This is a genomic window from Maricaulis sp., assembly GCF_048269565.1.
In the GTDB taxonomy this organism is placed as follows: Bacteria; Pseudomonadota; Alphaproteobacteria; order Caulobacterales; family Maricaulaceae; genus Maricaulis.
Genome location: NZ_JBLXIK010000002.1, coordinates 313,069 through 336,214 on the forward strand (window position 1 = coordinate 313,069; position 23,146 = coordinate 336,214).

At 64.5% G+C, this 23,146-nt stretch carries 25 protein-coding genes; 12 read left to right on the forward strand and 13 right to left on the reverse strand.

Features of this window, described 5'->3' with window-relative positions:
- Positions 1 to 2 precede the first annotated feature (2 nt).
- Both ACN0YL_RS05020 and ACN0YL_RS05025 read left to right on the forward strand, forming a co-directional pair.
- On the forward strand, positions 3 to 572 hold the full coding sequence (locus ACN0YL_RS05020) for a hypothetical protein (RefSeq protein WP_417490220.1): 570 nt from the start codon (positions 3 to 5) through the stop codon (positions 570 to 572).
- Positions 573 to 1,031: a VOC family protein gene (locus tag ACN0YL_RS05025; RefSeq protein ID WP_417497249.1), complete on the forward strand. Its 459-nt coding sequence runs from the start codon at positions 573 to 575 to the stop codon at positions 1,029 to 1,031.
- Here ACN0YL_RS05025 and ACN0YL_RS05030 read toward each other — a convergent pair whose 3' ends face one another.
- On the reverse strand, positions 1,032 to 1,712 hold the full coding sequence (locus ACN0YL_RS05030) for a helix-turn-helix transcriptional regulator (protein WP_417497250.1): 681 nt from the start codon (positions 1,710 to 1,712) through the stop codon (positions 1,032 to 1,034).
- A gap of 168 nt (positions 1,713 to 1,880) precedes the next feature.
- Here ACN0YL_RS05030 and ACN0YL_RS05035 point away from each other — a divergent pair, with 168 nt between their 5' ends.
- Positions 1,881 to 2,165 carry a hypothetical protein gene (locus tag ACN0YL_RS05035; protein ID WP_417497251.1) on the forward strand — a complete coding sequence of 95 codons (285 nt, stop codon included), beginning with the start codon at positions 1,881 to 1,883 and terminating at the stop codon, positions 2,163 to 2,165.
- On the opposite strand, the gene dapB is transcribed toward ACN0YL_RS05035, so the two are convergent.
- The 5 genes from dapB to dnaK form a co-directional block, all read right to left on the reverse strand.
- A complete protein-coding gene (gene dapB, locus ACN0YL_RS05040; protein ID WP_417490224.1) occupies positions 2,162 to 2,971 on the reverse strand; it encodes a 4-hydroxy-tetrahydrodipicolinate reductase in 810 nt (269 codons plus the stop codon). The genes ACN0YL_RS05035 and dapB overlap by 4 nt on opposite strands.
- Before the next feature lie 14 nt (positions 2,972 to 2,985).
- A complete protein-coding gene (locus ACN0YL_RS05045) occupies positions 2,986 to 4,071 on the reverse strand; it encodes a hypothetical protein (RefSeq protein WP_417497252.1) in 1,086 nt (361 codons plus the stop codon).
- A 60-nt stretch (positions 4,072 to 4,131) separates the two neighbouring features.
- Complete coding sequence (gene dnaJ / locus ACN0YL_RS05050) at positions 4,132 to 5,307, reverse strand: molecular chaperone DnaJ (RefSeq protein WP_417497253.1); 1,176 nt, start codon at positions 5,305 to 5,307, stop codon at positions 4,132 to 4,134.
- Complete coding sequence (locus tag ACN0YL_RS05055) at positions 5,307 to 6,170, reverse strand: FkbM family methyltransferase (RefSeq protein ID WP_417497254.1); 864 nt, start codon at positions 6,168 to 6,170, stop codon at positions 5,307 to 5,309. The genes dnaJ and ACN0YL_RS05055 overlap by 1 nt, the downstream gene beginning before the upstream one ends.
- Positions 6,171 to 6,238: 68 nt before the next feature.
- A complete protein-coding gene (gene dnaK, locus ACN0YL_RS05060; RefSeq protein WP_417490228.1) occupies positions 6,239 to 8,185 on the reverse strand; it encodes a molecular chaperone DnaK in 1,947 nt (648 codons plus the stop codon).
- 627 nt (positions 8,186 to 8,812) lie between these two features.
- Here dnaK and ACN0YL_RS05065 point away from each other — a divergent pair.
- Both ACN0YL_RS05065 and ACN0YL_RS05070 read left to right on the forward strand, forming a co-directional pair.
- A complete protein-coding gene (locus ACN0YL_RS05065; RefSeq protein ID WP_417490229.1) occupies positions 8,813 to 9,451 on the forward strand; it encodes an alpha-ketoglutarate-dependent dioxygenase AlkB in 639 nt (212 codons plus the stop codon).
- A 184-nt stretch (positions 9,452 to 9,635) separates the two neighbouring features.
- Positions 9,636 to 9,983, forward strand: a complete 348-nt coding sequence (locus ACN0YL_RS05070) for a hypothetical protein (protein WP_417490230.1) — start codon at positions 9,636 to 9,638, stop codon at positions 9,981 to 9,983.
- 97 nt (positions 9,984 to 10,080) lie between these two features.
- On the opposite strand, the gene ACN0YL_RS05075 is transcribed toward ACN0YL_RS05070, so the two are convergent.
- From ACN0YL_RS05075 to hrcA, 4 genes are all read right to left on the reverse strand, one after another.
- On the reverse strand, positions 10,081 to 11,607 hold the full coding sequence (locus tag ACN0YL_RS05075) for an FMN-binding glutamate synthase family protein (protein ID WP_417490231.1): 1,527 nt from the start codon (positions 11,605 to 11,607) through the stop codon (positions 10,081 to 10,083).
- 106 nt (positions 11,608 to 11,713) lie between these two features.
- On the reverse strand, positions 11,714 to 13,012 hold the full coding sequence (locus ACN0YL_RS05080; protein WP_417497255.1) for a M48 family metallopeptidase: 1,299 nt from the start codon (positions 13,010 to 13,012) through the stop codon (positions 11,714 to 11,716).
- A gap of 100 nt (positions 13,013 to 13,112) precedes the next feature.
- Complete coding sequence (gene grpE, locus ACN0YL_RS05085) at positions 13,113 to 13,748, reverse strand: nucleotide exchange factor GrpE (RefSeq protein ID WP_417490233.1); 636 nt, start codon at positions 13,746 to 13,748, stop codon at positions 13,113 to 13,115.
- Between the two features lie 12 nt (positions 13,749 to 13,760).
- Complete coding sequence (gene hrcA, locus ACN0YL_RS05090; RefSeq protein WP_417490234.1) at positions 13,761 to 14,831, reverse strand: heat-inducible transcriptional repressor HrcA; 1,071 nt, start codon at positions 14,829 to 14,831, stop codon at positions 13,761 to 13,763.
- A gap of 129 nt (positions 14,832 to 14,960) precedes the next feature.
- Here hrcA and rph point away from each other — a divergent pair, with 129 nt between their 5' ends.
- Positions 14,961 to 15,677, forward strand: a complete 717-nt coding sequence (rph, locus tag ACN0YL_RS05095) for a ribonuclease PH (protein ID WP_417490235.1) — start codon at positions 14,961 to 14,963, stop codon at positions 15,675 to 15,677.
- Positions 15,678 to 15,846: 169 nt separating this feature from the next.
- On the opposite strand, the gene ACN0YL_RS05100 is transcribed toward rph, so the two are convergent.
- On the reverse strand, positions 15,847 to 16,083 hold the full coding sequence (locus tag ACN0YL_RS05100; RefSeq protein ID WP_417490236.1) for a helix-turn-helix domain-containing protein: 237 nt from the start codon (positions 16,081 to 16,083) through the stop codon (positions 15,847 to 15,849).
- Positions 16,084 to 16,097: 14 nt separating this feature from the next.
- Positions 16,098 to 16,652: a DUF2975 domain-containing protein gene (locus ACN0YL_RS05105; RefSeq protein ID WP_417497256.1), complete on the reverse strand. Its 555-nt coding sequence runs from the start codon at positions 16,650 to 16,652 to the stop codon at positions 16,098 to 16,100.
- Between the two features lie 371 nt (positions 16,653 to 17,023).
- Here ACN0YL_RS05105 and rdgB point away from each other — a divergent pair, with 371 nt between their 5' ends.
- On the forward strand, positions 17,024 to 17,620 hold the full coding sequence (gene rdgB, locus ACN0YL_RS05110) for an RdgB/HAM1 family non-canonical purine NTP pyrophosphatase (protein WP_417490238.1): 597 nt from the start codon (positions 17,024 to 17,026) through the stop codon (positions 17,618 to 17,620).
- Positions 17,617 to 18,774: a radical SAM family heme chaperone HemW gene (gene hemW / locus ACN0YL_RS05115; protein WP_417490239.1), complete on the forward strand. Its 1,158-nt coding sequence runs from the start codon at positions 17,617 to 17,619 to the stop codon at positions 18,772 to 18,774. The genes rdgB and hemW overlap by 4 nt, the downstream gene beginning before the upstream one ends.
- Positions 18,775 to 18,777: 3 nt before the next feature.
- Here hemW and ACN0YL_RS05120 read toward each other — a convergent pair whose 3' ends face one another.
- Entirely contained in the window at positions 18,778 to 20,118 is a 1,341-nt protein-coding gene (locus ACN0YL_RS05120; RefSeq protein ID WP_417497257.1) for a penicillin-binding protein activator, read from the reverse strand.
- Here ACN0YL_RS05120 and rsmI point away from each other — a divergent pair.
- The 4 genes from rsmI to gshB all read left to right on the forward strand — a co-directional run bounded on the left by rsmI (position 20,117) and on the right by gshB (position 23,141).
- Positions 20,117 to 21,028 (forward strand): 16S rRNA (cytidine(1402)-2'-O)-methyltransferase, encoded by a 912-nt coding sequence (gene rsmI, locus ACN0YL_RS05125; RefSeq protein ID WP_417497258.1) that lies wholly within the window; start codon positions 20,117 to 20,119, stop codon positions 21,026 to 21,028. The two genes, ACN0YL_RS05120 and rsmI, sit on opposite strands and share 2 nt — an antisense overlap.
- A complete protein-coding gene (locus ACN0YL_RS05130; RefSeq protein WP_417490242.1) occupies positions 21,025 to 21,411 on the forward strand; it encodes a YraN family protein in 387 nt (128 codons plus the stop codon). Before rsmI ends, ACN0YL_RS05130 begins: the two co-directional genes overlap by 4 nt.
- A gap of 96 nt (positions 21,412 to 21,507) precedes the next feature.
- Positions 21,508 to 22,191, forward strand: a complete 684-nt coding sequence (locus ACN0YL_RS05135; protein WP_417469202.1) for a BON domain-containing protein — start codon at positions 21,508 to 21,510, stop codon at positions 22,189 to 22,191.
- 2 nt (positions 22,192 to 22,193) lie between these two features.
- Complete coding sequence (gene gshB, locus ACN0YL_RS05140) at positions 22,194 to 23,141, forward strand: glutathione synthase (RefSeq protein WP_417490512.1); 948 nt, start codon at positions 22,194 to 22,196, stop codon at positions 23,139 to 23,141.
- The last annotated feature ends 5 nt before the right edge of the window (positions 23,142 to 23,146 follow it).

Consider the following 23,146-nt stretch of genomic DNA (forward strand, 5'->3'; position numbering starts at 1 on the left):
GCATGGACTGGACCCTCTATATCGTCGCCCTGATCATCTTCACCATCTGCGCCTCGCTGCTGTCGCGCTGGCTGGCGGCGCGGATCAACCTGACCGCTGACGCGCGCGCCGAATATACCGAACGCCTCGAGACCAAGCCCGGCACGATCAAGGGCGTCGACGAGGCGGTGTTCGTGAAACTCTATGTCGGCGCGCACGAGCCGCGCTGGGCGCTGTATATCCCGATCGCGCTGCTGGCTGCGACCGTGTCGACCCCGGTCGTGGCGATCGCGCTGACGGCCTTCTGGCCGGTCTTCACCGCGATGCTCGATGGCGGACCTTGGTATGATGTCGGCTATTATCCGTGGATGTTCTACATGTTCTTCGGCTTTTGCGGCCTGTGGGCGCTGTGCGCTGCCGTGGTGGCGCGCATTCACCATGCCCGCGCCCCGGAAGCCTTCCAGCCCGCCCTGGCCCGCGCCCGCGGCGAGCCGCTCGATGATGTCGTCATCAAGCGCGGCCGCCCGAAATGGGCAGTTCGTGCGCGGCCCGACCCGACCCCCGAATCCAAATCGGCAGCAAAGAGCGAATAGATGGAATTCCTGCACACCATGGTCCGCGTTTCCGACGTCGATGCCAGCCTGCGCTTTTACTGCGACGGGCTTGGCCTCAAGGAAATCAGCCGTTTCGACAGCGAGCCGGGCCGCTTCACCCTGATTTACCTCGCCACACCCGAGGATATCGCCCGCGCCGGCTATAGCGGCGGACCGCTCCCGGCCGGCCTGCCCTGCGTCGAGCTGACCCATAACTGGGATCCGGAAACCTATGAGGGCGGACGCAATTTCGGGCATCTCGCCTATCGCGTTGCCGATATCTACGCCACCTGCGCCCATCTCGATGCCATGGGCTATCTCATCTCCCGCCCGCCACGCGACGGCCATATGGCCTTCGTGCGCTCACCGGATCTGATCTCGGTCGAACTGTTGCAAAAGGGCAAAAGCCTGCCGCCGCAGGAGCCGTGGGCGTCGATGGAGAATACCGGGAGCTGGTAGCTACCCGTCCCGCTGCATGTCCTCGAACCGCTTGCCGGGCTCGTCTTCGAAGCTTTCGGCGAGAACGGTGAGGCGTTCGATTCTGTCAGTGCGGAAATGGCGGAAATCATTGCGCAGTTCGCACCAGGCTGTCAGCAGCCAGACGCGGCCGAAACAGGTCAGCGCCAGCGGGCGGATGATGCGTGTTGTCGCCTCGTCATTGAGCGAGTTGTAGCGCACCCGCAATTTGCGGCGGCCGGCGATGGCATTGCGCACCGGGCCGAAGGCGTCCGGGCGCACGGTCTCGTCGAGGAAGGCGGCAAACAGCGGCGCCGATTTCAACCGCTCGCGATGGGTATCGGGCAGGGCGTGCTCGATCTTCGACAACGCTTCGGACGCTGCCGTCGCGAGATCCCGATCAGCGGTGGCGCGCACGAAGCGGGCCCCCAGCGCGAGGGCGTCGAGCTGTTCATAGCTGAAGGTGATCGGCGGCAGATCAAAGCCGGGCCGCAAGACATAGCCGACGCCGGCCTCGCCATCGATTGGCGCGCCGGAGCCGATCAGATGCGCGATGTCGCGATAGATGGTGCGTTCGGAGACCTCGAACCGGCGCCCCATATCCTGGGCCGTAACCGCGCCGGGCGCAGCCTGGCGCAGGGCCTGGATGATGCGGATTAATCGTTCGGCACGACGCACTGACATCCCCTGACGCCATTTCTGTACGGCCGTAGACTGTCAGTATTCTCGGTCACGTGCAAGCCAAGTTTTGCGTGCGCCCGTAGACTTGAAGCCCATCGAATGTCTCCTGACGTCAAGCTGTCAGTCGAGGTGCGTTAAGGTCCTGCATGTCGAAACACAGGAGCCCGGAGCATGACCGTATTCGAAATCGTGACATATACTGTCAAAAACACACAAGCTGCTGAAATATCCCGTGAAACGGCCCAGTCGGCGCTCGCGGCCTATCCAGGCTTCATTGGCTGGACCCGCTACGCAACGGCTGAGGACAACCGGCATTTCGTCGATCAGGTTGAGTGGGCCACGCTCGCCGATGCGAAATCGGCGCAAATTGCCTTCATGAGTGACCCGGAAATGGCGGACTTCATCGCGGCGATCGACACCGTATTGGCAATGTCGCACGTGAAACAGCTTACCTAGGCCTTAACAACATCTTGCATCGAATACCGGCCCGGTTCGCGGCCCACGCCCTCCTGGCACATCCAGCGTACGGCCGCGATGGCGCCGCGGGCGAAGATGCGGCGGTCGTGGGCGCGGTGGCTGATGCTGATCTCTTCCATGTCGGCGAGAAAGCGGACCTGGTGTTCGCCGATAATGCTGCCGCCGCGGCTGGCGGCATAACCAATCGAGCCGGGCCGACGCGGGCCGGTCACGCCTTCGCGGGCGGTCACGGCGAGGGCTTCATGATTGACCCCGCGCCCCTTGGCGGCGGCGTGCCCGAGCAGCAGGGCTGTTCCGGAGGGCGCATCGGCCTTGAGCCGGTGGTGGGTTTCGGAAATCTCGATATCCCAGTCCTTTGCCGGCAGGGCTGCAGCCTGTTCGACCAGGGCTTCAACAACCGCGATGCCGAGCGAGAAATTACCGGCCATCAGAATCGGCACGCGATTGGACGCGGTGTTCAGCCGCTTCAGCTGGGCTGCCGTGAAGCCGGTCACGCCGGTCACCAGGCCACAGCTACGCCCCTGCACCGCCATGCGCTCGGCGACCGAGACGGTCATCGCCGGCATGCTGGCATCGATCACGACATCGCTGAGCTCAAGCGCATCCTCGAACGAGACGGTTGTCTCGCAGCCGGCGGGTTCGCGGTCGAGCATGACGCCGATATCCTCGCCGAGATAGGAGGACTGGCTGCGTACGATGGCGGCAACCAGTTTCATGTCGGGTGCGTCGAGGACAGCCGCGCAGATCGCGCGTCCCAGCCGGCCGGTGGATCCCAGAACAGTCACTTTGATGGACGGCTTCAAAATGGGCCTCCGTAAATGATGCGATCAGCAAATGTTTCAAACAGATAGGAGCCGAGAATCGGCAAGGTCGGGATCAGGATATAGAGGCTGAAGCGCAGCGTCACCGAGGTCGAAATCGGCCATTCGGGACGGCGCTCGACCCAGACTTCATAATCGGTCAGCCCGGCCAGCGCTGTGGCGGCGAGGTCATCGCCCTCGAAGGCGCGCTGCCTGGCCGCGGCCATATGGCGATGCACCTCGGCCAGCTCTGCAGCCTTGGCCGCGTGGACTTTGCGCTGGATCGGGCGGACCGCATTGGTCAGCGCTACCGCGCCGCCCAGCACCGCGAGGCCAATACCGGGTATGGCAATCCAGGCCTGGCGTGGATCGGCGACGAACAGGAGCAGGACGGCGGCCATCACCAGCCAGGAACCGGCGGCGGAGAGCCCGATGCGTCCGAAAATATCCAGCCGTTCGAGATGGTAGAGGTCGATCATGACATGGCGGTCGATCAGCTTTCGCATTTCCCGGCCTTCGCGCGCCAGGCTGAGCCCGGCGCGCAAGCCGACGGCATAGAGCCAGGGCGAGAACAACAGGAACCACAGTCCGATCGACTGGACGTATTGCAGCGGGGTGACGGCCTCGGCCTTCGTCATGACAACGTTGAACGCCAGACCGCCGGCGAGGCCGAACGCAGTCAGGAGCCAGTAGTGGCGCCGCCAGGACAGCGGTACCCCGTCGCACAAGGCGTTCGCGGATGCACTCCCCTGCGGATCGATCGTGCGGATAAGGGCCGCGCGCTCCGTTTCCCAGCGGCGGCGGCCGACCTGGGTGAGGGCAATCCCGGTTGTCAGGATCATCGAAAGCACAAAGCCGATCCAGCTGACCGTATTCAGCTGCCAGGCCCCGGCGGCATTGATATAGCCAAGATGTGGCCGCCCCGTCAGCTCGGCAATCAGGGCAAAACTGCCGAAAGCGACCACGAAAATCGCGAGTGTGGTGCCCCAGAAGCCCAGCGGCGACCAACGGTAAAGGGCGGTCTCGGCCGGGATGAAGCGGTCCAGATCCAGCGCGTGTTCAGGTGTGGCGTCGCTTTCCGTCATGCCGGGCAGATTAGGCTGCGCCGGGCGCGCGTGTCACGCGTGCTTTTGCTCTGGCCTGCCTCAGGCGTTGGGGCGCCCGTCATCGGTGGTGACGTCGTTCCAGAACTGTTTCACCTTGTGGAAGAAGCCGTCGCTATCAGGGTTGCAGCCCTCACCGGACAGGGAGCAGAACTCCTTCAGGAGCTCCTTCTGGCGATCACACAGATTGCGCGGGGTCTCGACGAAGAGTTCGATCACCATATCGCCGCGCGGACCGCCACGCAGACGCGGCATGCCCTTGCCACGCAGGCGCATGCGGCGGCCGGTCTGGGCGCCGGCCGGGATTTTCAGCTCGGCCTTGCCGCCATCAATGGTCGGCACTTCGATCGTCGCACCCAGTGCGGCGGAGACCATCGAGGCGGGCGTGCGGCAATAGAGATTGGGTCCGTCGCGCTCGAATAATTCGTGCGGCTTGGCCGAGAGGAAGAGATAGAGATCGCCGCGCGGACCACCGCGGGCCCCGGCCTCGCCTTCGCCGGCGAGACGGATACGGGTGCCGTCTTCGACGCCGGCCGGGATATTGACGGTCAGGGTACGGTTCTTGCGCACGCGGCCGACACCATCGCAGTCCTGACACGGGGTTTTGACGTATTGGCCGCGGCCGCCACACTGCGGGCAGGTCTGTTCCATCGTGAACAGGCCCTGGGAACGGCGGATGCGGCCGGCACCATGACAGGTCGGGCAGGTTTCCAGCTCGGTGCCCGGCTCATTGCCCTGGCCGTCGCAGCGCTCGCAATTCATCGCCGTCGGCACGGTGATGGTGGTTTCCTTGCCGGTGAAGGCATCTTCCAGCGACACTTCGAGATCGAAGCGCAGATCATTGCCGCGCGCCGGCCCGGTATGGCTGCCACCGCGGCGTCCGCCGCCCCGTCCGAAGGCATCGCCGAACACCTGTTCGAAAATATCGGCAAATTCAGCCGCACCGCCGGCCCCGAACGGGCCCTGGCCGCCATAGCCGCCATTGCCACCCTGCTCGAAAGCAGCATGGCCCATGCGATCATAGGCGGCGCGCTTGTCAGCATCTGACAGGATGGCATAGGCCTCGCCAACTTCCTTGAACTTGGCCTCGGCGGCGTCGTCGCCCGGATTGCGGTCCGGGTGAAATTCCATCGCCAGCTTGCGATAAGCGACCTTCAGGGTCTTCTCATCGGCCGACTTGGTCACACCAAGGATTTCGTAGAAGTCACGCTTGCTCATTACATTTCACCTGGTTTCAGCACCAGCACTGCGTTCTGACGCATCTGCCGGGCCAATTCATATCCATTTCGCAGACACAGACCGGCCGCGCCCGTTGTGATCCCGGCTTCGTGCCGGGTCTCGAGCAGGATCATGCGGGGCCATATGGTGCGGGGCGCATCCCCGAAAAAGGCTTCGAGAACAGTTTCCTCAAAGCCTTCGATATCCATTTTCATAATGTCGACATGGTCGACACCGGCTTCATGCAGCGCCGCCCGCAGGGGGCGCAGACGGATCGTCGTGCCCTGGCCATCGGCCTCGATATGCACTTCGCCGCGATTATGGCCGGACTGGACCAGTACGGCCTCGCCCTCCTCGGCGCCCAGGGCATAGGGCAGCACGGTGACGCAGCCGGCGTTCGAGGCGGCGATATTGAATTCGAGCCGCCGGCGGTTTTCCTGATCCGGCTCGATCGCCACGGCCTTGATCGGCTGACCGCAGGCGCCGGCATCGGAGACGGCCGACAGGGTGTAGAAACCGGCATTGGCGCCGGCATCGACGAAGACGAAATCCTGATCGGCAGGTTTGGCGGCAATGGCATCGCGGATCGCGCTGCGCTCGGCGCTGTCCCAGGTTTTCGAGCCGGCAAAGACGCGCTTTTCGCAGCGATTGTCGCGCATGTGCAGGCGCGCGAACTGGCCGGGAAAGACCTCGACATCGGCGATCTCGCGACCGCCGGACATCAGGATGCGGCGCACCACCGATTCAGCGCCGCGGCGCAGGCCATCCGTCGGCAGTGTCATCGCCAGTCGGCGCAGCCACTCCTCGCTGGAAGACAAGGCAAAGGCGCCATAGGGCGCAGTCATCGGATCGGGATTTGACATGGTCACGCTCTCAAGGCCGGGCCGGGATGGTGCCGCGTGCGCGGAACCATCCCGGATACCGGTTAACCTTAGGCGTCTTTCTTGGCGTCGTCGTCAACCTCGGAGAACTCGGCGTCGACGACATCGTCATCGGCCTGCTCCTCGGTTGCGCCTTCGCTGTCACCGCCTTCAGCCTGCTGTGCGGCATAGACGGCTTCGCCGAGCTTCATCGAAGCCTGGACCAGCGCCTGGGTCTTCTGCTGGATGGCTTCGAGATCCTCGCCATCCTTGACCTCTTTCAGCTCGCCAAGGGCAGCTTCGATCGCTTCCTTGTCGGCGGTCGGCACCTTGTCGCCGAACTCCTCGAGCTGTTTCTCGGTCTGGTGCACCATGGCCTCGGCGCCATTCTTGGCTTCGACCAGGGCACGGGCGGCCTTGTCGCTTTCGGCATTGGCTTCGGCGTCCTTGACCATCTGTTCGATGTCGGCGTCGGAGAGACCACCGGAGGCCTGGATGCGGATCTGCTGCTCCTTGCCGGTCGCCTTGTCCTTGGCCGAGACATTGACGATGCCGTTGGCATCAATGTCGAAGGTGACCTCGATCTGCGGCAGGCCGCGTGGTGCCGGCGGCAGGCCAACCAGGTCGAACTGACCCAGCAGCTTGTTGTCGGCGGCCATTTCACGCTCGCCCTGCGAGACGCGGATGGTGACAGCGGTCTGGTTGTCGTCGGCGGTCGAGAAGACCTGGGACTTCTTGGTCGGGATCGTCGTATTGCGCTCGATCAGGCGGGTGAAGACACCGCCCAGCGTTTCGATGCCCAGCGAGAGCGGGGTGACGTCGAGCAGGAGCACGTCCTTGACATCGCCCTGCAGCACGCCGGCCTGGATCGCGGCGCCCATGGCGACGACTTCATCCGGGTTCACACCCTTGTGCGGATCCTTGCCGAAGAAGCCTTTGACGACTTCCTGGACCTTGGGCATGCGCGTCATGCCGCCAACCAGAACGACATCATCGATATCGGCGGCGGTCAGGCCGGCATCCTTCAGCGCCTTCTTGCAGGGCTCGAGGGTGCGCTTGACGAGGTCCTCGACCAGGGCTTCCAGCTTGGCGCGGGACAGCTTGATATTCAGGTGTTTCGGACCGGAGGCGTCAGCGGTGATGAAGGGCAGGTTGACCTCATAGCTGGTGGCCGAGGACAGTTCCTTCTTCGCCTTTTCGGCTTCTTCCTTCAGGCGCTGCAGGGCCAGCTTGTCCTGGCGCAGGTCGATCGCGTGCTCTTTTTTGAACTCGTCGGCGAGATAGCCCACGATACGCATGTCGAAGTCTTCACCGCCGAGGAAGGTGTCGCCATTGGTGGCCTTTACTTCAAACACGCCATCGCCGATTTCCAGCACTGAGACGTCAAACGTACCGCCGCCGAGGTCGAACACGGCAATCGTCTTACCTTCATTCTTGTCGAGGCCGTAGGCGAGCGCCGCTGCGGTCGGCTCATTGATGATGCGCAGGACTTCAAGCCCGGCAATCTTGCCGGCATCCTTGGTCGCCTGGCGCTGGGCATCGTCGAAATAGGCGGGCACGGTGATGACGGCCTGGTCGACCTTCTCGCCGAGATGCGCTTCGGCGGTCTCTTTCATCTTCTGCAGGATGAAGGCGGAGATTTCCGACGGCGAATATTTCTTGTCGCGGCCCTGGACCCAGGCGGCGTTGTTTTCGGACGGGACGATCTTGTAGGGCACCATGTCGATGTCCTTCTTGACCGTCGGGTCATCCATCGTGCGGCCGATCAGGCGCTTGATGGCGAAGAAGGTGTAGTCGGGATTGGTGACAGCCTGGCGGCGGGCGGGCTGGCCGATCAGACGTTCGTTTTCAGCGGTGAACGCGACAACGGACGGGGTGGTACGGGCGCCCTCGGAGTTTTCAATGACCTTTGCCTGGCCGCCATCCATGACGGATACGCAGGAATTGGTGGTTCCGAGGTCGATGCCGATGACCTTGCTCATAGGTATATTCTCCGTTTTTTTTAGCGGGGCCGCCACGCGGACAGGGACCTTGAAATCAAGCGTCCACTACCCGGGTTGACTGCCCCCTTCGGGATCGTCGTTGAATATCCGGCGGAGCCGCCACCGGACGTGGTTCGTGTTCAGCGGGAATAACCCCGCTCTTGGTAGGCGATTTAGGGAGCGGCGGCGACAAGTGCAAGTGCGGGTTCAGGATCAGTGCAGGCGATGACCGAATCCGTGCTAACCTTGTGGAGCAGGAAACAAGGCCATGAAAACGGGAGATCGTGATGGTCAGAACCGGAGCATACCTGATCGCGGCTCTGCTGCTGGGCACGGGGCCTGCCCTGGCGCAGGAAAGGCCTTTGCCGGAAAACACGCCCCGGCCCGCCCCGGCGACCAGTCCGGAACCCGGCCCGGCACCGCCTTCGCCCGCACCTGCGGTGCGCACAGACCGTCGGCCCGACATAAATCGGCCAGCCACCGCTCCCGCGGATCCGGTGACCGATGAAGTGGGTCATGTGCTGGAGCCTGACGCGCAGGTGACGGCGCCGGACCGGCCGGACGGGGAAACCGGGCCCGAGCCGGAGATGCGGGGCGGGCGCTGACAGGCGCGTCGCAGCATTCGGGTGGCCGCCCGGCGCGGAGTGCGGCAGTTTCCGGGCCATGACCGCCTCCTACACCCTCCCCGATGGTTTTCGCTATCTGCCCGGCCATTTTGATCGCCCCGCCCAGGCGGCGCTGATCGAGGCCGTTGTGGCGGCCACCCGCAGCGCGCCCTTCTGGCGTCCGGCCATGCCGCGCACCGGGCAGCCATTATCGGTGATGATGACGAATTTCGGCCCGCTCGGCTGGGTGACCGACCAGGCGAAGGGCTATCGCTATGAGCCTTGCCACCCGCAAACCGGGCAGGCCTGGCCGGAGATCCCGCCAGCCCTGCTGCAGCTGTGGCATGAGTTCGCGGCCCACCAAGCACCGCCCGAGGCCTGTCTGGTCAACTGGTATGCGCCCGGCAGCCGCATGGGCATGCATATCGACTGGGATGAGGCGGCGACCGACGCGGCGGTGCTCTCGGTGTCGCTGGGGGACAAGGCCCGCTTTCGCATTGGCGGGCCGCAACGCGGCGGCAAGACCGGCTCGATTGTGGTATCCTCGGGCGATGTTGTCGTGCTCGGCGGCGCGGCCCGGCGCTGTTATCACGGCGTCGACCGCATCTATCCGGGCACCTCGACCCTGCTGCCGGAACAGCATTTTCCCGGTGGCGGGCGGATTAATCTGACGCTGCGGCGGGTCAATCGGCCCTGAGCCCGCTGCCACAACGAGAATTTCGTTGCCGCGGCAATTCGCGTCATCATTTCGCCATGCGTGCGGATGCATAATGAAATCGGTTATTCCGGCGATGTCATCGCCGGGATTCCGGGATCAAGTTCACCCCAGCGACCGGGTGCGGGTGCCACAAGGCGCCGGCCGGTCAGAAAGACAGGATGTCATGATCAGGAAAGCTCTTATTCTCGGCCTTGCCTCGCTGAGCCTGGCCGCATGCGGCGCGACCACCCAGGGCGCCCTCGCCGGCGGGGCCATGGGCGCGGCTGCTGGTGCCATCATCGGCAATAATACCGGCTCGGGCGATGCCCGTACCGGTGCCATTATTGGCGGCGCGATCGGTGCTGCCGGCGGCGCCTATGCCGGTTGCCGCAGCGAAGGCACCTGCGTGTGGGATCAGAACAACGCCCACCAATCGCGCCTCTATACCGACCAGCGCACCGGCGGCCAGTATTATCTCGATGACCGGGATGGATGTTCCTACTGGCGCAATGGCCAGCTGCGTGCCTGCTAGTTGGCGCTGACTGCCAGCTGCTGATTGGCTGTCGCTGAGTGACCAACAAGGGCCCGCCTCTCCGCTCAACGCAGGGGCGGGCCTTTTCTGTCTGGCGTCAGTCCTGGGCCGGCAGTTCGGCCGGGCCGTCCTCGTCGGGCGGCATGTAGTTGATCGCCGTCATCGGGATGGAGCGGCCATTGGCCTGTACCAGCCGCACATGCTTGCGCCGCAACAGCCGCGGCTCGGCGACGCCGCAGGAATGCGCGATGATCTCGACATGCTCGCGCACGGTATTGGCGTAGTGGGCGACCTTCTCCGACTTCTCCGTCACCACCAGGCCGCGCTGCAGACGTTTGTCATGGGTCGTGACACCGGTCGGGCAGGTATTCTTGTGGCATTTCATCGCCTGGATACAGCCGAGCGAGAACATGAATCCGCGGCCGCACTGGATGAAATCGGCACCGGAGGCCAGCGCCCAGGCGACGGCACCGGGGGTGAGCAGTTTGCCCGAGGCGATAATCCGTATCCGCTCGCGCAGTCCGTGCTGGCCCAGAATGGTGACGGCGATCGGCAGGCTTTCGCGGATCGGCAGGCCGACATTGTCCATCAGGGCCATCGGTGCCGCACCGGTGCCGCCATCGCCGCTATCAATGGTGAAGAAATCCGGGGCGCTGTCGACGCCGCGCTTCCTGATCTCCAGGCATAATTCCTCGAGCCAGCCATAAGCACCGATGCAGGCCTTGAAACCGACCGGCTTGCCGGTGACCTCGCGTAGATGGGCGATCATGTCGAGCAGGTCTTCGGTATTGGCGACTTCGGGATGGCGATTGGGAGAGATCGAGGCCTGGCCGGCCGGAATGCCGCGAATCGCCGCGATCTCTTCGGTGACCTTCTCGGCCGGCAGGATTCCGCCCTTGCCCGGTTTGGCGCCCTGGCTGAGCTTGAGCTCGAACATCTTCACCTGCGGGATGGCGGCGACTTCGCGCAGCTTTTCTTCAGAGAAACCGCCCAAGGCGTTGCGCACGCCGTATTTGGCGGTGCCGATCTGGAAGACGATGTCGCAGCCGCCATCCAGATGCATCTCTGTCAGCCCGCCCTCGCCGGTATTCATCCAGATCCCGGCCCTGGCCGCGCCGCGCGATAGCGCCCGCACGGCCGGTTTCGACAGGGCGCCATAACTCATGCCGGAAATATTGAAGAAAGAGGGTGCGTCATAGGGCTGGCGCGCCGTCGGCCCGATCCGCAGCGCCTGGGTATCGGCGGCATGGTCATCGAGTGGCGGAAAGGCGCAATTGGAGAAGATCGCGGTGCCGACCGGGGTCAGTGGTTTGGTCGAGCCGAAGGGTACGGTACCGCCTTCGCCGCGGGCGGATCGATAGACCCATTCGCGCTCGGCGCGGTTGAAGGGCAATTCCTCGCGATCCATCGCAAAGAAATACTGGCGGAAGAACTCGCCCAGCGTCGTGAACAGGCCGCGGAAACGCCCGACCACCGGGTAATTGCGGCGGATGGCATCGCTGGTCTGGGTGCGGTCAATGATGAAGAAGACCAGTGCGATCAGCGCCAGCACGCCCAGGGCGAGGATAAACGCCTGGGTCAGCACCGACATCGCCTGCACCGCCCAGTCAGGAAGCCCCATCATGCCGTATTCTCCCGTTTCAAAACCGCCGCCATGATGACCCAGCCCGCCATGCGAGGCGAGCGGCTATAGCGCCGGCTCCGGCCTTCGTGATCGGGCGTGAAAAGCCCTATTCCGCGTTCGCCGCTTCCAGCTCCGCGGCAATGGCCTCGGCGCGGTCGATGCGCAGGTCCGGAGTCTGGTCGGCGGCACCCAGTTCGAGCTGGCCGGCCTTCCATTGCATCGACATGAAGACCCGGGCGCGGCCGGACGGGTGGTCGAACATGAACCATTCCTCCAGCGGGCCCGGCTCGATCTTGCGATAGGAGGACAGGCGCAGCGCCGCAGTCGCGAACCCGTCTGGTTCCCGCGCGGCATTGAGACCGAAAATATCGGCTTCCGCCTCATTGGTGCGGATGATGGTGTTGAAGACCGGCGTTGCTGCAAAGAAGAAAACCGACAGACAGGCGATCAGCAGCGGCAGTCCGGCGACATCACCGATGCCGGAAATGCCCCAGCTCTGGCCCAGAACGCGATTGGCCCAGCCGAACAGGCCATTGGTGACGGCAAAGCCGATCGCCAGCAGGAGGGCGAACATCGCGAACATTTCCCAGAGGTGGTTGAGCACGTAATGGCCCATCTCATGCGCCATCACGGCCATCACCTCATCGCGGTCGGTATTCTCGATCAGCGTATCGGACAGGGCGATGCGGGTGGTGTCGAACAGGCCGGCGACATTGGCGGTGATGCGGTTGGACTGGCGCGAGACGTCGAAGACATAGACATCATCGGCCGGGATGCCATTGGCATGGGCGACCGCGAGGATGTCATCGCGCAGCTCGCCCGCTTCCATCGGCTGATAATCGTTGAACAGCGGGTCGATATAGACCGGCGACAGGAAGAGCATGAAGCCGAGGAAGGCGACCGACATCGCCGTGCCCCACATCCACCAGCTCGCCTTTGCAATCCGGATGACGGCGTAGAGCAGTGTGATGAAGACCGCGAACATCAGGGTCGAAACCGCGAGATTGATCGCCCATTCGCCCAGCCAGGCCGGCAGGCTCATGGTCGAGAGATTGAAGGCGTGCTCGCGGTAAAAGCCTTCATACAGGCTCATCGGGAAGGTCAGGATCGAGGTGACCAGCGAATAGACCGCTGCAAACAGCAAGGTCGTCAGCCAGTTGAATTTCACAACCGCGCGCAGCTTGTCGCGCAGGGTTCTGGCGAAACCGGTTTGCAGCAGGATGCCGGCCACGGTGAGGCCGATCACGAAATTGGCCAGGATCAGCCAGTAGCCGCCCTCGAAATAGCTGTCGGAGCGCGCGCGCGCGGCGCCGTCAAGCGTGGCGAGATAGGCTTGGGTGGCCGTTTCAGCATCGAAGGCGGGCGCGGCCTGCACAGCCAGGCTCGCGATATGGGTGATGAGCATCCTTGGGTCCCCGCGTCTTGGCACCGTCAGATGGCGGCGCTTTGGCGGCGATTAGAACGACGTCATCACCCGAATGGCAAGGGCGGATGAGACCTGTGGCTCACGCCTTCATGTCGACATGCCCGCCCGACGGGTCGCCCTGCGGCGCATCCGAGCCGGACTGGCCGGCAGAAACGGCAACCATGGCGGCGCGCAGGGTGCGGCCGCCGATCGTGAACCCGGTCTGCATCGCGGCGGCGATGGTGCCGGCCGGCTGGTCGGACGGGATTTGCGCCACGGCCTGGTGCAGATGCGGATCGAAGGCATCGCCCGGCTGAGGGTCAAGCTTGCGCACGCCATGGCGCTCCATCTTGGCCAGCATAGAGCGTTCGGTCATGGCCACGCCCTCGATCAGATTCTTCATCGGCTCGGAGGCATTGGCGATGGTGTCTTCGTCCACCGCGGCGACCGCGCGCGACAGGCTGTCGGAGATGTCGAGCATGTCCTCGGCGAATTTGGAGACGGAGTATTCGCGGGCATCGCGGACTTCCTTCTCGGCCCGCTTGCGGGTGTTGTCAGCCTCGGCGACGGAGCGCAGCAGGCGATCACGCGTGGCCTCCAGTTCGGCATTGAGCTTGAAAATGATGTCGTCGCGTTCAGCCGGGATCTCGTCGGCGGCGTCCTGCGCTTCGGTCGCGTCGGTCATGATGTCCTCGTTCTCGTTGTCCTGAGGCGTGCCGTCGGTCGTATCAGTCATGCTTCTTCACTCTCAAGGTCTGGCGCCGTCGAGAATCTTTCCGACGACACGGGCTGTATAATCGACCAGGGGGATAACACGCGCATAGTTCAAACGGGTGGGGCCAATTACACCCAGCGCGCCGACAATCTCCTGATCGCTGTTCATATAGGGTGCCACGATCACACTTGAACCCGACAGGCTGAAGAGCGGGTTTTCGGCACCGATGAAGAGACGCACGCCCTGGCCGTCACGGGTCCTGTCCAGCAAGGCGATCAGCTCCTGCTTGCGCTCAAGGTCGTCGAACAGCAGGCGGATGCGTTCCAGGTCATCGGCGGCCCCGACATTCTCCAGCAGGCGGCCCTGGCCGCGCACGATCAGCGAGCGATGCTCGCCGCCACCGCCCCAGTCGGCCAGACCCTGCTTGACCAGACCCTGGGCGGCGGCGTCGAGCTGGGAGCGATTCTCGGCGATCTCGCGTTCGATATCGAGCCGCGCCTGTTCCAGGCTGCGACCGGTCAGGCGCGAGGAGAGGAAATTGCCGGCCTCGACCAGCGTTGCTGGCGGCAGGCCCTCGGGTGCCGCCATCAGACGGTTCTCGATCGAGCCATCCGAGAAGACCAGCACGGCGAGGACTTCATGGCGCGAGATCGGCACGAATTCGACATGGCGCAGCGGCGCATCGCGCTTGGGCGTGACGACGAGACCGGCACCGCCAGCCAGGCCACCGAGCAGGGCGGAGACCTCGTTGAGCAGATCGGGGACATTGCGTCCGGTGGTCGCGACACGGCCTTCGATGGCACTGCGTTCCGAGGCGTTGAGCTCGCCGACCTGCAACAGGCCGTCGACGAAGAGCCGCAGCCCGGCATGGGTCGGCATGCGGCCGGCGCTGGCATGCGGTGCTGACAGGAGTCCCATCTGGGCCAGGTCGGCCATGGTATTGCGGATCGAGGCTGGCGACAGGCCCAGCCGGCCGGCCTGGGCCAGGGTGCGAGATCCGACCGGGCCGCCCGATTGCAGGTAATTCTCGACGATCTCGCGGAAAATATCGCGCATGCGCTCGTCGAGGGCGGCAAGGCCGGTCTTGGGTGGCGTTTCGGACATATCCATCAATTAGGCCCGACCGGGCCAAGGTTCAATTGCGCTGTTCAACCGGCACCGCCGGTGTCCATGCTTGATGCGCGGCATGATGACCGTTAGAGCCACAGGCGAACACCCTGTGGAGAGAGCCCTATGAGACCTTTTGGACGTGCCCCCGATGCGATGCGCGAAATCACCCTCGAACCGGGCGTCTCGCTCTACGCCGAAGGCTCCTGCCTGGCGCGCTTTGGCGGCACGCATGTGCTGTGCACCGCCAGTATCGAGGACAATCTGCCGCCTTGGCTGCGTGGTGGCGGCAAGGGCTGGGTGACGGCGGAATACGGCATGCTGCCGCGCGCCACCCATACCCGCTCGCGCCGTGAGGCTGCGGCCGGCAAGCAGTCGGGCCGGACCCAGGAAATCCAGCGCCTGATCGGCCGTTCCCTGCGCGCTGTCGTTGATCTCAAGGCGCTCGGCGAACGCCAGATCACCGTCGATTGCGATGTGCTGCAGGCCGATGGCGGCACGCGTACCGCTGCGATCACCGGTGCCTGGGTCGCCCTGAAACAGGCCACGGCCTATCTGATGGAAGAAGGCTTGCTCAAGGCCGACCCGGTCTATGGCCAGCTGGCCGCGATTTCCTGCGGCGTCATCGATGGCGAATCCCGTCTCGACCTCGAATACGAGGAAGACCGCCGCGCCGAAGCCGATGCCAATTTCGTGCTCACGCCGAATGGTGGCATCGTCGAGATCCAGGCGACGGCAGAAGACCGGCCGATCCCGGAAAAGGCGTTCGAGGAATTGTTTGCTCTGGCGCGCGCCGGTGTGGCAAGCTTGGGCGAGGCACAGCTTGCCGCCCTGCGCACCTAGGTCTTCGGGTCGAGGTTTTCAGGTAAAAGCACAGGCAGACGGCGGGAGTGCGCTGGGGGGCAGGAAATGGCCCGCTCGGACTCTCTTGGGAAGGGGCGTACCGTGCAGGCCCACTCCCGCCGTCTGATCCGCCCAACGTGGTGGACGAATTCCTTTGGCTGCGGCGCGCCTATTGCGCGGCGTCGCGGCCTTCCTCCTCATCTTCGTCGTCGAAGGACAACAAGTCCCCCGGCTGACAACCCAGTTCGCGGCAGAGCGCTTCCAGGGTCGAGAAGCGGACGGCCTTGGCCTTGCCTGTCTTGAGGATGGACAGGTTGGCCATGGTGATTCCGACGCGATCGCACAGCTCTGTCAGCGACATGCGACGCTCCAGCAGCATCCGATCGAGGGTGACGCGAATTGGCATAGCTGGCGCTCCCCCTAGATCGTCAATTTTTGTTCTTGGCGCATTTTCGCACCTTCGCGGAACACTTCCGCAAATACCAGCAGGGTTACCACCGCGAACCAGGCGCCTAGGCTGATATTCGGCATGAGGCCGAGTTCGGCGCCGCCAACGACAGGCTCTTCCATATCCATCAGGGTCAGGATCATGGCGACCGCGCCCTGGGTCAGGTGCCGCAGGATCTGGTAGGCGGCAATGGCGATCGCGATCACCTGCAGGTGACGCGCGTTCTCCGGCACGAAGGGGTCGCCGGCGATCAGGGTGGCAAACACCCGGCGCAAACGGTCGATGACGACCATCGCAGCCACGATCTCGGCAATCAAGAAAGGATAGACCCAGCCCAGTCTCTGCACCGCGTCGAACACCTGCGATGCCGGGCCGGGCGAATAGCCCAGAATATCCATTAGGAAGGCGGCCGCAGCGGCCACCAGAACCAGTGAGGCAAAGGCCAGCAAAGCCCAGCCCAGATACCAGGCTCCGCCCAGTACCATTCGGAGAATCGATGTAATCGATCCGCGTCCCAGCGTCTTCATGCCCACCCCTTCCCAAAGTCATTGGGCGGGCCGGCGGCAGATTGTCCCGCCGTCGGCCTCACCTGATGTCAACCATTACGCGACCATCGGCGCAATAGCGTAGAACGTACCGGCGGCGACTGAAATCAGCAGCACCATATTGATCGCGACGGATGCGAACATACGGAAGCCGGAATTCTCGGACCTGACCATCTGACTGTTTCCTTTGTGTTGAATCGAAACCATTACCGTTGTCATTTCTGCTACCAGGACGATGTCTCCCGTCCTTGTTGATTATCGATAAACGCGAACCGAAAGAGACGCAAGTGAAAAATATCGTTTTTCGATATTAATTTCTCGAAAGCCGATAAAATATCGGCAAGGATCAGGTCATGAGCGAGCAAGAAACCTGGGTGTTGGCAAGCCACAACCCCGGAAAAATCAAGGAGTTGGAGGCCCTGCTGGCGCCGCGCGGCATTGTCCTGAAAGGGGCTGCGGGTCTGGGTCTGGATGAACCGGAAGAAACCGAAACGACATTCGAGGGTAATGCGGCGCTGAAGGCCCGGGCCGCCTGGAGCACAACCGGACTGACTTCACTTTCCGATGATTCCGGCCTGTCGGTGGATGCGCTGGGCGGAGCGCCCGGGGTGTTGTCGGCGCGCTGGGCCGGTGAGACCCGCGATTTCGACGCCGCCATGCGCCGCGTGCACGAGGCCTTGCTGGCCAGCGGCAGCAGGGACCGCACGGCGCGCTTCGTCTGCGTGGTCGCGCTGTGCCGCGAGGACGGTGAGGTCAGCCATTTCCGCGGCGAGGTCGAGGGCGAGATCGTCTGGCCCCCGCGCGGCGAGGGCGGTTTCGGCTATGACGCCATTTTCCAGCCCGCCGGGCATGACCGCACCTTTGCAGAAATGACGGCAGCGGAGAAACGCGCGATGAGCCATCGCGGCCGCGCGCTGGCGGCGCTGCTGGCGGCGGAGTTCGGGCGATGACAGCGTTGGCGGACGCGCTGGGCCTCTATGTCCACTGGCCCTATTGCGCCCGGATCTGCCCCTATTGCGATTTCAATGTCTACCGGCCCAGGGGCCAGGACGATGCGCTGCTGGACGCGATATTGGCCGACATGACCGGCTGGCGCCAGCGCACGGGAGCGCGGCCGCTGGCGAGCATCCATTTCGGCGGTGGCACGCCATCCCTGATGACCGGCGCCCGGATCAACCGCCTGATCGAGCACGCAGACCAGCTCTGGGGGTTTGAGGACGGGGCCGAGATCGGGCTCGAGGCCAATCCCAACAATATCGACAATTTCGCCGATATCATCGCCGCCGGCGTCAACCGGCTGTCGGTCGGGGTGCAGAGCCTGGAGGATGCGGCGCTGAGCCAGCTCGGCCGTGACCATGACGGCGCCCTGGCGCGGCGCGCGATCGAACGGGCGATGTCGCTGTGTGACCGCGTCTCGATCGACATGATCTATGCCCGCGCCGGTCAGACGGCGGCGTCCTGGGAAGCCGAACTCCGCGAGATTCTCGCTTTCGGCGCCAGCCATCTCTCGCCCTATCAATTGACCATCGAGGCGAAGACTGCCTTTGGCCGCCGCGCCAGTCGCGGCGAACAACTCGACAGTCCGGTCGAGCTTGCCGCCGACCTGTTCGATCTCACCCATGATATCTGCGACGCCCACGGCCTGCCCGCCTATGAGATCTCCAATCATGCGCGCACAGTTCAAGACCAGTCGCGCCACAACCGCCTCTATTGGGAAGGCGGCGACTGGATCGGGGTCGGTCCCGGTGCCCATGGCCGCATCGGCAGTGCCGCCGGCACAGGCCGCCTGGCCTGTGAGGCACGGGCCCAGCCCAAGGCCTATATCGACGCCGTGGCCGGGGCGGGCAGCGGGCTGGGGGCAACCGAACAGCTCAGCGCCAGCGACGAGCGCGCCGAACGCATCCTGATGGGCATGCGGCTGGATGACGGGCTCGACCTTGAGGTCCTGCAGCGCAAGACCGGGCTGACGATCGACATCGACGCGCTGGACCGGCTCGGCGCGCAGGGCCTGGTCGAGCAGCGCGGCGCCCGCGTGCGGCTATTGCCGGCCGGCCGTATTTTCGCCGACCGTATTTCCGGTGAACTGGTTCCCGATACGCCCTAGTGGCTAATAGGCCAATGGATCGAAGGTCTGGGGTGCCGGTTCGATTTCCCGGAAACCATTCGACTGGACCTCATAGATCGCCAGTCCACGCTCGATCACGCCGGATTGGCCAAAGCGGAACAGACCGTCAATCCCGAGAAAGCCTTCCGGATCCTCGATCGCCTCACGGCTGAAGCCGAGCTCGCCGCCCTCGAGATGCGCCGCCAGCGCCACGGCGTCATAGCCAAGGCTGGCGATATTGGAGGCTTCGTTGTCATAGGCGGCTTCGTAGGAGTCCTCGAAGCGCTGGTGCGAGGCCCGGTCCGGGCCGGCAAACCAGCCACCGTGCAGCGCCGGCTCGCGCAGCAGGTCTTCGTCATTCCACAATCCGGTGCCGAGGAAGCGGACAATCAGCGGATCGACCGCCTGGGAAATCAGCAAGGGGCCGAGCGTGCGCAGACGCGTGCTGCCCTCTGGCAGCATCACGGCCTGGAAGGGTGCATCGGCAGCAGGAACCCATTCCGAGCGGCGCAGCTCGAGCGCTTCTTCCGGTGTAATCGGCTCGAACACACCGCGGGCCAGCCGCGAGGAGGCGCTCGCCATGGCTTCGACATCGCCGGTATAGAAGGCTTCGCGGGTCAGGCTGGCCCCGGTCAGCTCGGCGTTGGTGCGCAGGGCATTATTGACGGCCGTACCGTACCGGCTTTGCGGACCGAGATAGGCATAGCGCTCGACGCCGCGGCGCGAGGCGTATTCGACGACACGGGCAACCTCGAGCTCGGGCGGGAAGCTGAGCAGATAGACTCCATTGCCGGCGGTGTCGGTGTCGGTGGAAAAGGCGATCACGGGGATATCGGCGCGGCGGGCGATCTGCCCGACCACGGTGACCGACTGGCCGAACAGTGGCCCGATGATCAGATCGGCGCCATCCTCGAAAGCGGCCATCGCAGCGGCGCGGGCGCCGTCGGCGGTGCCCTGTGTATCCTTGGGGATGAGGAGGAGATTGCTGCCGGCCCGCTCGAACAGCGCCAGTTCGGCGGCACGCAGCAGGCGCAGGGATTCGGCGCGGGCACCGGAATTCTCGCTCGAGAACGGCAGCAGGATCGCAACACGGGCGGTCTGGCGGCCTTCCATATGCGGTGGAACCAGGCCAACGGCCTCGTCGATGACGGGTTCCTCAACCGGCTCGACCGGCGTCTCGACCTGCGGCGGCAGCTCGACCACGACTGGCGGTGGTGGCGGCGTCGATGTCGTGCCGCAGGCACTGAGCGCCGCCGCAGCCATGATCGCGAGCAGGCGCGGACCGCTTTTTTGTGTCATTCTTGCTGCGGCGCCAAACACGCGCAGTGCTACATCTGATGTCATGACTCAATCACCCAAGGAATTTCAGCCCGAAGCTATCCGCCCAGCCCGCGGCGGGCAAGCTCTCGCGCCCGGTCTTTATCTGGTTGCGACCCCGATCGGCAATCTGCGTGACGTGACCCTGCGTTGCCTGGACGTGCTGGCGGGGGCCGACCGCGTGCTGGCCGAGGATACCCGGGTCACCCGGCGCTTGCTCGATGCCTATGGTATCGAGGCGAAACTGCAGCCCTATCACGATCACAATGGCGACAAGGTCCGCCCGCGAGTGCTTGAGGCGATCGCGGCGGGCGAAATCATCGCCCTCGTGTCCGATGCCGGCACGCCGCTGGTGTCGGATCCGGGCTACAAGCTGGCGCATGCGGTGATCGAGGCGGGGCTGATGGTGACGGCGATCCCCGGCGCCTCGGCCGTGCTCAGCGCCCTGTGTGTCGCCGGTCTGCCGACCGACTGTTTTACCTTCGCCGGCTTCCCGCCGCCGAAGACCGCAGCGCGCGAAGCCTGGATCAAACCGTTTCGCGAGATCCGCGGCTCGCTGGTGGTCTATGAGGGCGCCTCCCGCCTGGCGGCATCGCTGGCCAGCATGGCGACAGTGCTCGGACCCCGCCAGGCGGCGGTATGCCGCGAATTGACCAAATTCCATGAAGAGGTGCGCCGCGGCACGCTCGAAGAGCTGGCGGCGCATTATGAAGCGGCCGGTGCGCCGCGCGGCGAAATGGTGATCGTGATCGGGCCCGGACCCGAGGATCACTGGGACGAGGCGCGCATTGATACGGCGCTGGGGCAGGTGATGGCGGAGATGCGCATCAAGGATGCTGCGGCGCGGATCGCCGATGTCTCCGGCTGGAGCAAGCGCGATGTCTATGCCCGCGCCCTGGCCCTGAAGGGGGATTCCCGGTCGGGGAAGGCCCCGTGACGGCGCCGCGCCGCGCTGCCGAAGCGCGCGGCCGCTGGGCCGAATGGCTGGCCATGGCCTGGCTGGCCTGCAAGGGCTACCGCCTGCTCGAGCACCGGGCCCGTACCGCCGCGGGCGAGATCGACCTGGTGGCGACGCGCGGCGACTATCTGGTCTTTGTCGAGGTCAAGGCACGGCAAACCCTGGCCGCGGCGCTGGAATCCTTCGGTTCGCGCCAGCGCCGGCGCATCATCCGTGCGGCCTCGCTGTGGCGGGCGCGGCATCGCGGATTTGAAACCCTGCACATGCGCTATGACCTCTTCCTGGTGGCGCCCGGCCGCTGGCCCGAGCACCGGCGGGCCGCGTGGATCCCCGAGGATCGCGAAGCTCTCGATCTTCTCTAGGAAACAGCCTAGCTTGTTGACGCGCCTGGTCACACCAGGCCCGGAATAATCTGCGGATCTGCCGATTCGCCTTACAGACCGACAGGAGTCTGCCGGATGACGGCCCGATTGAAAGCCAGCCTGCTTCTTCCCCTGCTTTGCCTGTCCGCGATACTCGCGGGCTGTTCGGCGATCCAGCCCGAGCGCTCGATCGGGCGCGAACTCGACGACACCAATGCCTCGCTCTCGATCAAGGCGGCGATGTTGCGCAGCGAGGGCTTCGCGCTCGACGGCGTTGATGTCGAGGTGACCGAGGGGATTGCGCTCCTGACCGGAACCGTGCCGCGCGAGGATGACCGGATGATGGCGGAATGCCTCGCCTGGTCCTCGGTGGCCGTGCGCTCGGTGGCCAACGAGATCGGGGTCGGCCCGTCAAACGGTTTGCGTGACCGCAGCCGCGATGCCTGGATCACCCAGCGGGTGCGGGCACAACTTTTGTCCGACCGCGATGTCCGCAGCGTCAATTTCAACGTCGAAACCTATGCCGGCCGGGTCTACCTGCTTGGTGTTGCCCGCTCGCGTGGCGAGCTGGAGCGTGCCAGCGCCCATGCGGCCCTTGTTGGCGGCGTGGTCGAGGTCATCAGCTATGTCCGCGTCGCCGGCGTGCCGAGCGATTTGCCGTCGCGCGGCGAGCGACGCGCCGAGGCCTGTGCCGGCGAATCCATGCCGGGTCTTGATTCTGGCGGCAATCTGCCCAACTCCACCCCGCAACTGCTTGGTGCTCCGGAGGGTTCCCGTTGAACATGCGCGTAGCGGTCCAGATGGACCCCATCCAGACCGTCAATGTCGACGGCGATACCAGTTTCGCCCTGATGGAAGAGGCCCAGGCCCGTGGCGCCTCGCTGTGGGTGTATCAGCCTGAGCACCTGTCCTGGTGCGAGGGCCGTATCACGGCCCGGGCGCGGCCGGTCACCGTGCGGCATGTCCAGGGCGATCATGCGACGCTCGGTGATGAGGTTGAGCTTGATCTGGCGACGGATATCGATGTCATCCTGATGCGTCAGGATCCGCCTTTCGATATGGCCTATCAGACCGCCGCCCACATCCTCGAAATGCTCAAGGGCCGCACCCTGGTCCTCAATGATCCGGCCTGGGTCCGCTCCAGCCCGGAAAAGATCGTGCCGCTTCTCTTCCCGGACCTGGTGCCGCCGACCCTGATCAGCCGTGATGCGAAAGCCATCGAGGCCTTCCGGGACAAGTATTCCGACATCATCATCAAGCCGCTCTACGGCAATGGCGGCGCCGGCGTATTCCGGCTCAAGCCCGGCGACGGCAATTTCAAGGCCCTGCTGGAAATGTTCTTCGAGAGCAATCGCGAGCCCGTCGTCACCCAGGCCTTCCTGCCGGCGGTGGAGAAGGGCGACAAGCGCGTCATCCTGATCGATGGCGAGGCCGTTGGCGCGATCAATCGCGTGCCGCTCAAGGGCGAAACCCGCTCCAACATGCATGTTGGCGGCAAGGCCGAGGCCGCGGATCTGGACACGGATGATCTGCGCATCTGCGCCGCCATCGGACCGCTGCTGAAAGAGCGTGGTCTGGTGCTGGTCGGGATTGATGTCATTGGTGGCCGCCTGACCGAGATCAATGTCACCTCGCCGACCGGTGTGCAGGAGCTGAAACGCTTTTCCGGCGTCGATTCCTGCGCCCTGTTCTGGGATGCCGCCGAGCGTCGACTCGCATCCCGGGCCTGACACAC

Bases quoted from the DNA above. Each gene is read 5' to 3' on its own strand.
- ACN0YL_RS05135 (WP_417469202.1), top strand. From the start codon at position 21,508: ATGACGGCCCGATTGAAAGCCAGCCTGCTTCTTCCCCTGCTTTGCCTG.
- grpE (WP_417490233.1), bottom strand. From the start codon at position 13,748: ATGACTGATACGACCGACGGCACGCCTCAGGACAACGAGAACGAGGAC.
- ACN0YL_RS05035 (WP_417497251.1), top strand. From the start codon at position 1,881: ATGACCGTATTCGAAATCGTGACATATACTGTCAAAAACACACAAGCT.
- ACN0YL_RS05075 (WP_417490231.1), bottom strand. From the start codon at position 11,607: ATGATGGGGCTTCCTGACTGGGCGGTGCAGGCGATGTCGGTGCTGACC.
- hemW (WP_417490239.1), top strand. From the start codon at position 17,617: ATGACAGCGTTGGCGGACGCGCTGGGCCTCTATGTCCACTGGCCCTAT.
- ACN0YL_RS05045 (WP_417497252.1), bottom strand. From the start codon at position 4,071: ATGACGGAAAGCGACGCCACACCTGAACACGCGCTGGATCTGGACCGC.
- ACN0YL_RS05105 (WP_417497256.1), bottom strand. From the start codon at position 16,652: ATGAAGACGCTGGGACGCGGATCGATTACATCGATTCTCCGAATGGTA.
- ACN0YL_RS05025 (WP_417497249.1), top strand. From the start codon at position 573: ATGGAATTCCTGCACACCATGGTCCGCGTTTCCGACGTCGATGCCAGC.
- ACN0YL_RS05030 (WP_417497250.1), bottom strand. From the start codon at position 1,712: ATGTCAGTGCGTCGTGCCGAACGATTAATCCGCATCATCCAGGCCCTG.
- ACN0YL_RS05020 (WP_417490220.1), top strand. From the start codon at position 3: ATGGACTGGACCCTCTATATCGTCGCCCTGATCATCTTCACCATCTGC.
- ACN0YL_RS05070 (WP_417490230.1), top strand. From the start codon at position 9,636: ATGATCAGGAAAGCTCTTATTCTCGGCCTTGCCTCGCTGAGCCTGGCC.
- rsmI (WP_417497258.1), top strand. From the start codon at position 20,117: ATGACTCAATCACCCAAGGAATTTCAGCCCGAAGCTATCCGCCCAGCC.
- ACN0YL_RS05100 (WP_417490236.1), bottom strand. From the start codon at position 16,083: ATGCCAATTCGCGTCACCCTCGATCGGATGCTGCTGGAGCGTCGCATG.
- hrcA (WP_417490234.1), bottom strand. From the start codon at position 14,831: ATGTCCGAAACGCCACCCAAGACCGGCCTTGCCGCCCTCGACGAGCGC.
- ACN0YL_RS05055 (WP_417497254.1), bottom strand. From the start codon at position 6,170: ATGTCAAATCCCGATCCGATGACTGCGCCCTATGGCGCCTTTGCCTTG.
- ACN0YL_RS05080 (WP_417497255.1), bottom strand. From the start codon at position 13,012: ATGCTCATCACCCATATCGCGAGCCTGGCTGTGCAGGCCGCGCCCGCC.
- ACN0YL_RS05120 (WP_417497257.1), bottom strand. From the start codon at position 20,118: ATGACATCAGATGTAGCACTGCGCGTGTTTGGCGCCGCAGCAAGAATG.
- gshB (WP_417490512.1), top strand. From the start codon at position 22,194: ATGCGCGTAGCGGTCCAGATGGACCCCATCCAGACCGTCAATGTCGAC.
- dnaJ (WP_417497253.1), bottom strand. From the start codon at position 5,307: ATGAGCAAGCGTGACTTCTACGAAATCCTTGGTGTGACCAAGTCGGCC.
- ACN0YL_RS05065 (WP_417490229.1), top strand. From the start codon at position 8,813: ATGACCGCCTCCTACACCCTCCCCGATGGTTTTCGCTATCTGCCCGGC.
- rph (WP_417490235.1), top strand. From the start codon at position 14,961: ATGAGACCTTTTGGACGTGCCCCCGATGCGATGCGCGAAATCACCCTC.
- rdgB (WP_417490238.1), top strand. From the start codon at position 17,024: ATGAGCGAGCAAGAAACCTGGGTGTTGGCAAGCCACAACCCCGGAAAA.